Annotated in this window: 18 protein-coding genes; all 18 read left to right on the top strand. The window is 48.8% G+C overall.

Annotation, left to right across the window (positions count from 1 at the left end):
• Positions 1–134 precede the first annotated feature (134 nt).
• Entirely contained in the window at positions 135–509 is a 375-nt protein-coding gene (locus HAP95_RS17535) for a zinc ribbon domain-containing protein (protein WP_368356586.1), read from the top strand.
• A 119-nt stretch (positions 510–628) separates the two neighbouring features.
• A complete protein-coding gene (locus HAP95_RS12360; protein WP_215884506.1) occupies positions 629–1,114 on the top strand; it encodes a hypothetical protein in 486 nt (161 codons plus the stop codon).
• A gap of 124 nt (positions 1,115–1,238) precedes the next feature.
• Entirely contained in the window at positions 1,239–2,336 is a 1,098-nt protein-coding gene (locus HAP95_RS12365) for a hypothetical protein (protein WP_215884507.1), read from the top strand.
• A 55-nt stretch (positions 2,337–2,391) separates the two neighbouring features.
• Positions 2,392–3,708, top strand: coding sequence for a hypothetical protein (locus HAP95_RS12370; RefSeq protein ID WP_215884508.1), 1,317 nt, complete (start codon positions 2,392–2,394; stop codon positions 3,706–3,708).
• A 126-nt stretch (positions 3,709–3,834) separates the two neighbouring features.
• Positions 3,835–4,509 (top strand): hypothetical protein, encoded by a 675-nt coding sequence (locus tag HAP95_RS12375; protein WP_215884509.1) that lies wholly within the window; start codon positions 3,835–3,837, stop codon positions 4,507–4,509.
• Complete coding sequence (locus HAP95_RS12380; RefSeq protein WP_215880694.1) at positions 4,506–5,318, top strand: AHH domain-containing protein; 813 nt, start codon at positions 4,506–4,508, stop codon at positions 5,316–5,318. The genes HAP95_RS12375 and HAP95_RS12380 overlap by 4 nt, the downstream gene beginning before the upstream one ends.
• Complete coding sequence (locus HAP95_RS12385; protein WP_215880695.1) at positions 5,315–5,878, top strand: hypothetical protein; 564 nt, start codon at positions 5,315–5,317, stop codon at positions 5,876–5,878. Before HAP95_RS12380 ends, HAP95_RS12385 begins: the two co-directional genes overlap by 4 nt.
• Positions 5,879–6,032: 154 nt before the next feature.
• Positions 6,033–6,587, top strand: a complete 555-nt coding sequence (locus tag HAP95_RS12390; protein ID WP_215880696.1) for a hypothetical protein — start codon at positions 6,033–6,035, stop codon at positions 6,585–6,587.
• On the top strand, positions 6,577–7,146 hold the full coding sequence (locus tag HAP95_RS12395) for a hypothetical protein (protein WP_215884510.1): 570 nt from the start codon (positions 6,577–6,579) through the stop codon (positions 7,144–7,146). The genes HAP95_RS12390 and HAP95_RS12395 overlap by 11 nt, the downstream gene beginning before the upstream one ends.
• The gene (locus HAP95_RS12400) at positions 7,143–7,352 is read left to right on the top strand and encodes a hypothetical protein (RefSeq protein ID WP_215880698.1); all 210 of its coding nucleotides are present in this window, start codon (positions 7,143–7,145) and stop codon (positions 7,350–7,352) included. Before HAP95_RS12395 ends, HAP95_RS12400 begins: the two co-directional genes overlap by 4 nt.
• A 143-nt stretch (positions 7,353–7,495) precedes the next feature.
• Positions 7,496–7,954 carry a hypothetical protein gene (locus tag HAP95_RS12405; protein ID WP_215880699.1) on the top strand — a complete coding sequence of 153 codons (459 nt, stop codon included), beginning with the start codon at positions 7,496–7,498 and terminating at the stop codon, positions 7,952–7,954.
• Between the two features lie 9 nt (positions 7,955–7,963).
• Positions 7,964–8,350 carry an A1S_2505 family phage non-structural protein gene (locus HAP95_RS12410; protein ID WP_215880700.1) on the top strand — a complete coding sequence of 129 codons (387 nt, stop codon included), beginning with the start codon at positions 7,964–7,966 and terminating at the stop codon, positions 8,348–8,350.
• A 93-nt stretch (positions 8,351–8,443) separates the two neighbouring features.
• A complete protein-coding gene (locus HAP95_RS12415; RefSeq protein ID WP_215884511.1) occupies positions 8,444–10,411 on the top strand; it encodes an AAA family ATPase in 1,968 nt (655 codons plus the stop codon).
• 14 nt (positions 10,412–10,425) lie between these two features.
• Entirely contained in the window at positions 10,426–11,442 is a 1,017-nt protein-coding gene (locus HAP95_RS12420; protein ID WP_215882045.1) for a metallophosphoesterase, read from the top strand.
• Positions 11,405–11,629 carry a hypothetical protein gene (locus HAP95_RS12425; protein ID WP_215884512.1) on the top strand — a complete coding sequence of 75 codons (225 nt, stop codon included), beginning with the start codon at positions 11,405–11,407 and terminating at the stop codon, positions 11,627–11,629. The genes HAP95_RS12420 and HAP95_RS12425 overlap by 38 nt, the downstream gene beginning before the upstream one ends.
• Positions 11,630–11,647: 18 nt before the next feature.
• On the top strand, positions 11,648–12,136 hold the full coding sequence (locus HAP95_RS12430; protein ID WP_215880703.1) for an SMI1/KNR4 family protein: 489 nt from the start codon (positions 11,648–11,650) through the stop codon (positions 12,134–12,136).
• 54 nt (positions 12,137–12,190) lie between these two features.
• Positions 12,191–12,418 (top strand): DUF7668 domain-containing protein, encoded by a 228-nt coding sequence (locus HAP95_RS17650; protein ID WP_438263670.1) that lies wholly within the window; start codon positions 12,191–12,193, stop codon positions 12,416–12,418.
• Positions 12,361–13,071, top strand: a complete 711-nt coding sequence (locus HAP95_RS12435) for a metallophosphoesterase (protein ID WP_215884513.1) — start codon at positions 12,361–12,363, stop codon at positions 13,069–13,071. The genes HAP95_RS17650 and HAP95_RS12435 overlap by 58 nt, the downstream gene beginning before the upstream one ends.
• Positions 13,072–13,076: the final 5 nt, after the last annotated feature.

Here is a 13,076-nt window from a genome sequence, read left to right on the forward strand (position 1 = left end):
TCGATGCGTTGGTGGCCGATTTGCTCTTGGAATAGGGAATTACGAGGCCAAACAAAATTTTCGAGGGTTTGGGCTTACACCCCCGGTTTGGAACCATTCGGACCTGGATGCGGCAACAGGCGCATAAACTGGGAATGCGGATTCATGATTTTCCTTCTGCGTATTCCAGTCAGGCCTGTTCCTGTGGGAACATAGACCCGAATAGCCGGAGAAATCAGCAATTTCAGTGTACCGTATGCCAGCATACGGAACATGCCGATATTCATGCAGGAAACAACCTGTTGTTTCTGTTTGAACAAGCGCGAGACGTTCTCACGCAAGACGGGTTCCTAAGTATCAACGGATTTGGTGAGTATGTGTCTACGGTAAAATGTAGGCTCCAATACCGCTTCATCCAAGATTACTACAGGAAAACCTCGGGTTCCCATATTCAAGGTGGGACACTCGTGATCGATCAGCCTGTATCTTTGGGTGGGAACAATCCCTGCCCTTTAGGGCAGGGTACTTGAAGTCGGCTCTTCCTATACCACTGTGGTGAACATTCAAAAAGGAACGGTTTTTTTCTAATTTGACAGTACCCGCTAAGAGGCGTAACGTAGCGTTATACATTTTGAACAAGGGGTGACTTATGCGAGTTTTTACAGATAAAAAGACGGGCGAGACGTACGTGGAAATCCCAACCAGAGCGCCCACCAAGATGCAGGTCTATGCCAGGACTTTGGCGTTTGCGTCCAATCGTACACTCAAGGTGATGTTTAACGATGCAGCAAAGCGTTTTTCTCAGGACAAACCTTGGGAACACGGACTGAAGTGGCGCACTACCAAAGGGCTGACTGTCACAATGAAGGACACGGTAGGCCAAAAAGAGGCAACCGGCTGGATGCAGGTGAACATGCGCTTTCCGGTGGAAATGGGCAATGCGTTGGAACGGTTGGCGGCCGAGCAGAACGTATCTTTGTCCAGCGTCGCCTATACCTTGCTGTATTGGTGGACCTGGTGGGTGTATCCACCAGCGTCTGAACGGATGCGGCGAGAGAAATTTTTAATGAATACACCCAAACCCATTCAGGACAAGCCGAACCTCGATTTGGAAGATAGTGGGGCATTGACTTGAGTAGACCGTAAATATTTTTGGTAGCGGCTTTCTGGGGGTATAAAACACCACCAAGCCGTACCAGACAATTATTCACGACCGCCTTATACCCAGATAGTTACCAGTTAAACAAAGGAACTAAACCATGTACATACAAGAACAACAAGAACACTCTATTGAGTTGTTGAAAAACGCACACGTCATTACTGACCTGACGGAAACCGAGAAGCATGAAAAGAAACGGCTGGAAGATGCAGAGCATTTAGCTTTTGAACTACGCTGTGAAGAAGAGGAAACGGAAATATTCAATGACACTATGCAGTTTTCGAAAATGCAATCCCGCATCGCCAACCGCTTTGGGGTTCATCCGGATCAGGTGGAAATCAAAAGCTTGTATGAAAACCCGGAAAATGTCATGCATTATAATTTTTCCGGACTCATTGCTATTCATCAGATTCCAGACTATGTTGCACTGGAACAGGCCGTGATTCAGTCCCAGATTCAGGAAATGTCCATTCGGCGCGCTTATGTGATCGACGATGACGAAAATTTGTGCGACGAAAATGACGAGCGTTATACCATTTATGACCGGGTAACGGATCCCAAGAAATACACCAGAGAGCTTGTGGAAGTTGTAGACACACTAAATGATCCATGTGGCTATCGTGGCTTTGAATACAACGGAATTTATCTGTCTTTCCTGGACGGCAAGCTCGAAAGCATTTTGTTTGGGGATGTGCTTTTCCAAAACAATCTTGCGCCGTGTATATATCCTATTGCATGGGAACCGGAAGAAATATTGGATTACGCGAACGAAAGAAATCAACTCGAAGACCCCGATGATAGCTACTATTATTTGGATGACAACTACAATCTTTTGTCTTTGAACAACATGTTAGACATAGGGGAATTGGGTTGCAGTTTCGAGTTCCTGATGGACGGTTCTGATGATTACGATGAGCTTTCCCGTAGATTATTGCGCCTGTACAAGCAGACCGTTTTGCCGAGGGTCCGCCTGGGATTTGATTATATCCTGCGCAACATGGAAGAAGGGGATAGGCCGGTATTTGTTCCTTACTGTCCGCCACCGCCATTATTCACGGTGCCGACCCGTGAAGAGTTCGAGAAGGCCGTTTACCGGGAAAGGCTTCAGAAGGCGTATGAGCAGCAGGTCAAAAACGCGGAACGGCTTGCGCAGAATTATGAGAATCTGATACGCAATGAACGGCCTTGGGCGAAATGAACAAGAAGGTTTATAGAAATTTTTGTTGTCTTACTACTCTGTAAAAGGAAAAACCATGAAAAACTTTGTCTCTTATTTTGATGATATGCCTCGCCGTAACGCCACCGATGATACCGAGTTCGTCTCTGGAACGGTACTGGTGGATTCGCCGGATGCGGCGCTGGATTTCCTGGGAATCGCGGACGAAAATGTTCGCGCCCAAATGAAGCGGTTCAAGAGCAAGAAGTCGGATATTTGTGCCATGGTGCGCTGTTATCATGGTTACATTCGGGAATTGCTGAATTATCAGGTCAAAAACGGCGTTGTTCCGCAGGCGGATGCGACCAAAATTATCAATGAACGGAACCGCAAGGTGGCCGAGGGATACGTTACGGCGCTGGCCAAGCAGATGAAAGATGGGGAATTCAACAAAGTTTCGCCGCAGGGCCTTATCTTCTCTATCAAGACCATCGGTGAGAACAGTTATCAACGCATGTTGATAGATGGGCAGAACCGTCTTTTGGCGTGTCTTGTTTCTCGTGTGGCCGTCCGTTTTCATGTGCAGTTGACGGATAATCCAAAAGTATTTGCCCTGTTGGACCTGGGAAAACAGCGTGAAGCTTCTACGGCGGCCAACAATGACCTGTTCGAGCAGGTTGGTCCCGACGCGAGCTTGATTCAGCACGACATGCCGTATCTGGCGTCCATGGTACTGAAGGTTGACCCCAAAAAGGGGAATAGCGCGGTTCAGTTGGCTTTGTTCTCTTACCTCAAGTACAGCTACGTCGATACGGGGGGCGTGAAGTACGATATGCTTTCTGCGCTGTACGAAGGAATCGGTTCAGAATTATTCGAATCGGCCTTCTCGGTGAATGAAAAGAGTGGATTCAGTCAGGGGTTCGTGGCTGGAATGCTGCGATCTCTGATCGAATCCGTGGAAACTGAAAATGTTGATGCCCAGCGAGGTGTCTACGCGGTCATCAAACAGATCGCCGCCATGCGTCGTGGTGACGTGGATGCCCGTCACGCCCCCGAGTTGGACCGTATCGCGCCCTACCTGTCTCGCATTTTCGGGATGAGCAACAAGTCTCGTGGACACAGAAATGCCGCTACGATGATCTTCCATGCGTTGTTTTCAAGCATCGTCTTTGATCGCAAGGACGGTTTCATGGTCATGATGGACAGGCTGGACCAGTACAGCGACCTGCTGTTTGCCAGCAAGGATTTTAACCATGCGATGAGTTCTACACGCTCGACGTTTCTGGATAACGAAGGCAACGAAGTTTTCCTGCTTAAGGACATCGAACAGGATTTGTCCGAAGATATCCAGCGTTTCGATCCGTACCGCAATATGATTTTGGCAAGGGGCTGCAGTATCGATAGTGCAGCTTAACAAAAACGGTTGGCTTTAGGCACACATTAAAAAGTGTGCCTAAAGCCTGACTAATTTGACATGACTCGTTATAGTGGGTAACATAGCGTTATTATGAAAGCATCCCACATCAAAGCCGCCCTCCGCATGCGTTACACGGCTCCGCAATACGCCACATTGGAGGAAGTCCGCAATGCGACAGGTCGGATCAAACGCCGCCGGGTAATCGACAAGATCACCGGCGACGTGACTACAGACAGGCCGCGCTACGCCGACATGATCGCCGTAGGTCTTTGGCCTTCTCTAGGTTTGGAGATCCTTGGATTTGAGGTCAAGACCACCCGGGCCGACTGGTTGAAGGAGATCAGCGACGAAAAGAAGGCGGTCGCGGTTCAGCAGTATTGCGATCGCTGGTATCTGGTGGTCCCCCACAAGAACCACGAGAAGATCGTCAGAGGCCTTGCAGGCGGCGAAAAAGGAGAGTTGCCCGCTACTTGGGGCATGCTGACCGTCGATGAAACGGGCACTGTGCGGGAGATTGTGGCCGCACCGAAGCTCGATGCGCAGCCCGTCACCCGTGCTTTCCTGGCGTCCCTGATCCGTAATGCCTGCACGTCGAACCCGGATTATCTGGAAGTGCAGTCGCGGATCATCGAGCAGCGTATGGCGAGTCAGCCGGTACGCAAGAGCAGGAACGCCAACAAGACGGTCAAGCGGCAGACCATGAATAGCCAGGCGGCGGAGATCAAGCGGTTGAAGAAGGTGATCGCGGACATGGAGATAGCGATGGTGGTTCAACAAGGGGAGAGGAGAGCGGCATGAAAGTAAATTGTTCGAAGGGGGTAATATCCATCTTTTTGATTGGGTTTATGGCGGTTGCGCCAACAGCCCAAGCTGGTCTATTGGGTGCATTGGTTGGGGATGCTATCGTTCATCACGAAGAAGAAAAATCCCAACAGAATGGGCAGCCCAACATGCTTACTCAGCATCCAATTATGGGCGCGGTTGCGGGATCTGTTGCAGGAGCGGCAGTAGAGGGCGGAATTGCTCATAATTTTGTGGAGCATCCTGTTCGTGATTCTATCATCGGTGCAGGTGCCGCCACGATAGGTGCCGCGTATTTGATGGACAAATATCATTGCCATGAAAGCGGGACGTATGATGGCATTCACCAGTGGACTTGTAACGGGGTCGGAGGCGCGCATCCATGGAAGCAGGAAGCCAAAGATCTGTATATCGAGGCGAGGACAGAAACCTTGCGAAAGAATATGCATGAAGCTTATGGGTACCCACTACGTGTAAAGGGTTGTGCGGCGCACCACATAGTTCCACCAGATGACGGAAGGTTCGGCAATTATGCAGAAAAGCTCAGAGGCATCCTAAAGACGTGTGACATTCTTCCAGACGACGCCGAAAACGGTGTTTGGCTTCCTTATGTAAAATCTGGTGCAGATTGTTCTGGCGTTTACCATCCAGGGTTGCATGGTGACAGCCTGGGATATTACAAAAAAATATTAACAAGGTTGAGTAGGGCATACAGCGCGGGCTCAAACCTTGATGAATCATGCTTAAACGTGAAAAATGAACTTGGACAAATCAAGCAAGACCTCATGGATGGAGTCAACGAATGAAGATCATATCTGTCGACATACCATTTGATGAAAAAGGAAACCAAGCATTCGCACAGTTATGCGACACTACAGGTGAACTGCATAACTGGTGGGAAACCTTCTTCTTTCATTTCCCAAAACCAGAAAGGCGGCAGTTGGCAACGTCGGCATATAAAGAGTGCGTCATTGAATGGTGCGATGATTGTTCTGACCTCCCACGACCTGACATTGCGACAACGGCAGGAGTGGATTTGGTATTAAATGAGAAGGCCTATGCCGCTGTTGGCCACATGATGAAAGAGTCTGGTGATTTTTACATCGCACACTTAGGCGATGAAAAGATGTACTTATATCTGAGCTGGGAGACTGTTTCCGATCTTGATTTGGAGATTGTCACGCATCATGCTTACCACGTACATCCAATAGTGCCGACGAACCGACCCAGTATACGTGACGGCTCGTTATTTATCTCTGAAAGCCTGTTTGAAGAAATCACCAAGAATAGTTTGTCTGGTCTTGTTTATCTTGTAGAATACATTGAGTTTCCGCGTGCGCAAACGGATACAGAGTGTGGAGGCTAATATCGCCGGTCATTGCACGCTGACAAATATTACGGGTATGTATATAAAACATTTGCTGACGCGATGGCAAGCAACACCGATGATGGTATCGCTTGTGAAAACGTAAAAAAAGCGTTATCAAAAATTAAAAAGATACTTTCTTCAATGCCAGCAGGTGGCTAAAGATATGGTTTATTATTGTATCAACCAACAATATGACGTGAACGGAGCGACCATGGTGAAAAGACTTTGCTCTCCTGGTAAAGCCTTTTTTGACCATCTTGCTTTCCTGAAACGTATGGCAATCTTTAGAAGTTCTGGGAAAAACGAATTTGAGGCAACTATAAAAGCAAACTGGTGTGAAGACGCAAAAGACTTGCCATTCGGAGATTTGGTTTGTTCTACTTTCGCTAGCGGCATTTTTGTCAGCGATAAGGTTGCTGCTGTACTAAAAGAACATTACCCGAATGAATGCGTTTTAATTCCGGTCGAAATCAGAGAATCTTCTGATGTTCCCTATTATTGCTTGGTTTGCCGATTCGATGCCGATCACAATGAACGCGCTTATAACATGAATATCTTTGTGACGAGTGACTGTCCGGGCATCGTTGTGTCAGGAGTTTGTTTGAGTCAGATAGAGTTAGCGGGTGTCTCTGGCCTCGACGTTCACCTTTGGCAACAGGTGAAAAGCTATGTATCGAAAAGAGAGCGGAATAAACATGAACGGTGAAAGCGTGGTGGAGGAAGGAAGCCTCATGGCTATCAAGAAACCAAGGGTGCCCAAGATCACAGCGCTGAGACCCGATTATTTCTCCTGGAAAGGCGAAGATTGGGATATGGGTCACTTTTTCAAGCAGGAGTTTTTGCGGGAAGCCAAGGGGTTTCTGAAAAAACTGACCACGACGATAGAAGGCGTGCAAGCCAGTTTTATCACCACCACAGAAGGCGGGCAAGTGTGTTCTGGGGAACAGCGCCTCTGGGTTTCGTTGAGCGACCAACCGGAAAAACCGTTCGGATTGAAGATCATTGTTCAGCAAGTCGGCCAGTGTGGCCGCGCCAGTGATGGCATTGGCCTTGTAGTTCAGCCCCTCCATGCGCCAGACAAGCTAAAGGAACGACACTATGCTGCGCGGTGGAAAGCGTGTCCTGCATCCATACAAAAGCTGGCACAAGGCAAGATGGGAAATAACCATTGGTTTCCAAGTGATCAGGAGATCACCGTAGATAATGTAACGAGCTTTGTGAATCGCATTGCCGAAGGAATTTGCCGAAAGGAGAAGACGAAATGAATGCAAAAGAAATGTACGACAATCAACGTGACGCAGATAAAGCACATCACGAAGCCCGTGTGATATGGCTTACGGCAGATGCACCGAAGTGGGCTTGCGGCACACCGGTAAGCAATGATGATCGTCGGGTACTGCTGAAACAGAGCACGTGCTACCTGACTACAGGGGAAGGGTTTAATCATGCCAATACCCCAACTCCGCATTGAAGGCTATCAATAGGACGATTGAGTCCTAAGCCATGGATGGACAAAAACTGGCACCAAAAAGAGTGGTATCAAGACGGTCAAACGCCAATCCATGACCAAGTAATTTTTTGGTTTGGTTTATAGATTATATAAGGGCATTCAAAATGGGCACCATTAAAGCGACAAGCAAAAACAAGGAAAATAAACGGGTAAAAGCTTGGCAGAACTTCATGACTCGCGTGGTCAATGAAGGTGTGTCATCTGGGTTTATTAAGCTTGACGAACACGAAGCAGAAGATGTTGATACGATCAAAGAATATGAGTTTCTTCTAAATAAGCATTTAGTTCGCGTTCTCACCAGAGAGATTGCTTACGGTGAATTAAGCATTATTGCTGCGATGTGCATGAATGAAGAAATATGCGACGAACATAATGTGGCTGCGTTAAATATCGGTAGACACAAACAGTGCATAGCCACTGCACGAGGATGGCTAGAACGAAAGACTGGTCAATACATTCAAGATATTGGTAGTTTTCAGTGCAGGGATGAGTATGTGGACAGATTGGCTGATATGAACGTAAAGCCTTTGGGCTTTGCCAAGTCTGGCCCATTCATGAGGTAAGGATACCCAATGATCACCCACAAAGACGGGACGTTACCCACATCCCCGGCCATTTTCGTGTTCGGAAGCAACCTGGCTGGCCGGCATGGAGCGGGTGCGGCCAAGATCGCCCGGCTACGGTTCGGCGCTGTACCTGGGGTTGGCCGGGGACGCACCGGGGATGCCTACGCCATTCCTACCAAGAACGCACATCTTGGCGTGCTGTCCCTGGAAGAAGTTCGGCGTGGCGTAAACGATTTTCTGCGATACGCAAAGGATCATCAGGAGTTGCGGTTTTTTGTGACCAGGGTCGGGTGTGGCCTGGCTGGGTTCACCAATCAGGAAATCGCGCCCATGTTTCGCGAGGCAACAGAGAATTGTTATTTTCCGGAAGAGTGGGGGGAGTTTTTCATATGACGTCGCTAGTTCGGACGCGAGTAACTTCATTGGTTCTGGATACGCTGATGCACTACGTTGGATTTAATCTATAGAGATCATGAGGATGATAATATGACAAGCATGCAGGTCACACCGGACGTACCTAACACATCGGAAAAGGGCAAGCCATCGTCCTTTTCCATCTCTATTCCCGACCTTGGCGAAGGGAAAGCCCTATCATTAGAAAATATCTTAAAGCTGGATTCTTATTCGGAATACAGATCTTTTATCAATATCATGTCTGCCGTGATGGAAAATAGCTCGCATTTGTTGCGTAAAGCTATGCTGCACGTGATCATTAAGTACGCCGATGATGTGGGTATCATGCGCAGATTACTGTTTACAGACTCGCTTCCGTGGTCGAAAATTCATGGGAAGTATCTATGCAAACTGTACATGAAAAACGGAATCAATGAGAACCACCCGTTTTCCATGTCACATATCGTATTCCCAGAAGTGTACATGCATAAACTCATACGTGACAGGGTTACGTTTGAGGCTTTCTTGAAGATAAAACAGGTAACAGATGCAGAGATGCAGGAGCATTTCGGCGAACAAAGTTTCCGATTTCACGCATCTAACTGGAAGATTGTTTTTCTAATGTCTCGACGTGACGAGTTCATATCACGTATGGGGTACGATGCTACTCTGCTTTTTCTGGTGAACGCTTTCATTCAAAGAGTTAAAAGCGCCAATGTTGATAGTGCTAGTGAGCGGTACATTAAGCATTGTGTCAGTGAAGTGCAGGATATTCTTTTTGGGCTGAATACTTTTCCATCTCGCAGTGCGTCAGAGTCCGTCATGTTCGATATAATGGCAATTATAGACGCGCTAGAGAAGATGGATCCGCAACCATTTGGTTGGGAGGAAATGGTGGCAACCATGCTTCCAAAACCGTTATCGGCAGATATGCTATCTAACATACTGGAAAATGCTGGCGATAAGCTGAAATGGTACATGGGGCGACACTACACTGAATGGGATTCTAACCATATCGTACAAATACAGAAAGCCGATAAAAGAGGCGATTCTATTCTGCGTGGCATACAGAAAAATACCATATTAGTTACCCCAGATATTATAGACGGCGGTGTTAAACAAGATGCACCCTTGAAGTTAGACGCCACACAGGTGCCGACGCAGAATCTATCGGTAAAAATTCCCGCTGCATTTTCTGGGATGAGTCTACGCGTTGTTCAAAATTTTAAGGCTAATCCGGACGATCGTGCGGTTAAGGCGTATAATGGGATGTCTGGTAAGGATATCCCACTTATTGCCGCGCCAGACCCCGAGATGGTTTTTTCCTGTCTGGACAGGATGTTCCCATGGGCGCAGCGGGCCAATGAGATTATCTGTAGGCAGATCAGTATGTGCCGCATGGGACGGGGCTATGTGTACATTAACCCATTATTGTTGATCGGTCGTCCTGGTGTGGGCAAAACACGGTATAGCCAGATGTTGGCAAAAATACTAGGTATTCCTATGACGTATTACGGCGCGGGTGGCAGCATGGACGTCATGTTACTGAAGGGGTCAGCAAGAGGCTGGTCCAGCACCAGACCTTCGTTAGCATTAGAAACCATACGTCAGCACAACATAGCCAACCCGATGATACTGGTAGACGAAATTGATAAGGCAGGTTCCGGTACGCATAACGGGCGTGTAGAGGATTATCTGCACAACGTTTTGGAACCAAGTAGTGCACGATCTATTCTGGATGAATGTTTAATGGTTCCGGTAGATCTATCCGCGATTACGTGGGTACTTACAGCCAATTACAAGGAGCATCTCTCAGGTAGTCTGTTGAGCCGCCTGCTCACCATTGAGATACCCGCCCCCAGCAAACAGCACCATGAAACGGTGGTCCACGGGGTGATCAGCAGCGTCATGGAAGAGTACGGAATTCACACTAATCAGCTACCGGATATATCCGATATGCTCTGGGCTACGTTTATGGAATCCGCATCAAATCCGAGAACGCTTCGCAAAATGGTGGGAGCATGGATTGGTGAAGTGGGCAGGCAAGTAGTCATACAGTAAATAAGGAACTATTCATGAGCATATACGGGTATTACGAAAAAACCTTGTGGGACCGTGCCAACGGCTTTGGCGGCAAAGACACGAAAACCGCGTCTTCAACGCCGTTCATCCAGAAAAAGATCGTGCGTCACGCGGCTAATACCCAAGGCCGGGATTTCATCGTCGGCGACCTGCATGGTTGCGCGGGCTATCTGGATACGCTACTGCGGTACGTTGGATTCGATCCATCCACGGATCGTCTGTTCAGTGTGGGCGACCTGACGGATCGTGGACCGGATAGCCCTGCGGTGCTCGACTGGCTCCGCGAACCCTGGTTCCTGCCGGTACTGGGCAATCATGACGCTATGTTAATGGCGGTGTTGATGGATCAACTTGAGACGGTCTCCGACGTCAAGGAGATGTCCCCTGTAGATCGTGTTCGCATCGAGGTGTACGGTGGCTCGTTTTTCAGTAATGGCGGTAAATGGTTGCTGCCATTTTTGCAGGGATCAGCGCATCTCGACACGTTGGCGGGCTGGCTGGATCTCTTGCGGGGAATGCCGCTTATTCGGGTAGTTGGTGCAGATTCGCCCAGCCGCTTCCACGTCGCCCATGCCGAACTTTTGGGCGGTGATGCCGACTGGTGTGACCAGACGCTGGATCAGTCGGACGCCGAGGAGAATCCATTGTGGGAATCCCCGCATAATATCTGGGGGTTCGACATGACCGGCGACGGCCTGGACCATGTATTGTGGGGGCGAGAGTTGCGCGCTCGGGTGGCTGAGAACGGTATGACGGACCAGCCGGGTTTGTCCCGGACGTATGTGGGGCACACTATCACAGTGATGCGGGATCCATCGCGATTGCTGACAGTGGGGTCGCATGTATTTCTGGATACCGGCTCATACAAATCTGTTCCCAATGACAAAGGGGTATGCGACCAGAACCACGGGCTGACTATCTGGTGCCATCAGGAAGAACGCGGCTGGAAGTTCAATGGCGAGAAGGTCGTGGATGTGCGAGTTGCGAACGGACAGGAGGACGCGGAATGACTACAAAGAAGACCTCAGCAGCTATCTGCTCCATGACATGGAAGATATCGGCAAGGGAGTAGTCGTTGACGCTGCCGTCCATGAAGGGGGAAAGATTGTTGAACACGAGGCCGAGAAAAAGGCGGCTGAAACTAGCGGAAAAATATACTCTAAACATATAATAAACAGAAAAAACGCTGGAAAATGAGAGCAGAGGAATACGAAAATGAAAACCCTTGAAGCCATTAAACAAAAAATAAACAAGATAGATGATGAGAATAAGTTGTTTATTGCAAAAAACTTGGTGGCTCGCGATCCGGATATTGAAAAAATAAAATCTGACCTGGGTGTACATCTTCCAAAAAGCTATCAGTGGTTTCTCAAGACTTATGGTGCTGGAGGTGTCAACGGCGTGTTCATAGAAGGCATGGGCACTCCAGACCATCGATATGCCGTGGTGGAGGAAACCTTGGACTTTCGGAAAGATCATCCATCCGTTTTGCCGGAGTGGGTTTTCCTGGAATGGTTTAGTGACGATTGGGTATGCCTGCTGGATACCAGCGGGTGCCATGAAACCACAGAAGAATGCCCGGTTATTGTCTATCAAATTGGAGAGGATCGATGGGAAAAGGGATGGGACACCTTTGCTGATTATCTCGAAGAGCGGTTTTTTGGGGGAGGAGATGACAGGAAAAAAATGGAACTTTTGTGCTAAAATTTCATCTGAGCAAACCCACCAGGTAATCAATAAAACGCCATAGTTCGCGCCTTGTCCGCTGGCGATGCACCGGTTGATGGCTGGTCTTTGTCAGACGTTTATCTCGTTCGCAAACAGAAAACGGTTTTTGATATGGATGTACCCCTTTGGACGGTGGAAGAGAGCAGAAGTGATTTGATGTTACGGTATTGGATATACGGGTTACTTAACGGAGTATTTTTATGCGCATCGCCTACGCTTCCGACCTCCACCTGGAGTTCGATAATTCCTTCACACTGACCGGTCTATCAATGCCAACCGGCCCCGCCGACGTGCTGGTCCTGGCCGGTGATGTGGAAATACTGCCCATGCATTACGTGAAGCTTTTGTGTAAGCTGCGCATCGTGTATGACGGTCCAGTGATCTTTGTGCTGGGCAACCACGAATATTATAACGGGGTCTTCCCCGATGACCGACAAAAGTACCGGGAGGCCATCGCCCATGATCCCAAAGCGTACCTGCTGGAAAACGAGTCGGTCGTGATCGATGGCGTCCGCTTTCTGGGCGCGGCCCTCTGGACGGACTTCGCTGTGATCGAGGACGCAGATTCCCGGTGCATCACCCCGGAAGCCATCCTCCAGGCGCATCGGGACAGCATCGCCTGGCTGGATGACCAGTTCACCAATCACCCTTTTGCGGGGCCAACAGTGGTGATTACCCATCACGCGCCCAGTTACCGAAGTCAGCACCCCCGATTCGCCGGAAGTCCCATATCGGGCGGATTCTGCTCCAATCAGGAGCATTACATTCAACGCTGGCAGCCCGATGTCTGGATTCATGGCCATGTGCATGATCCCATGGATTACCGGATAGGCCACACCAGGGTGCTGTGCAATCCCTGGGGGTATCCAGGCGAAGGCCGGGCAAGAGAATACCGGATCGTAGAAGTTTGACAGGA

The sequence above is a fragment of the Acidithiobacillus sulfurivorans genome (assembly GCF_018853815.1).
GTDB classification, from domain to species: Bacteria; Pseudomonadota; Gammaproteobacteria; order Acidithiobacillales; family Acidithiobacillaceae; genus Acidithiobacillus; species Acidithiobacillus sulfurivorans.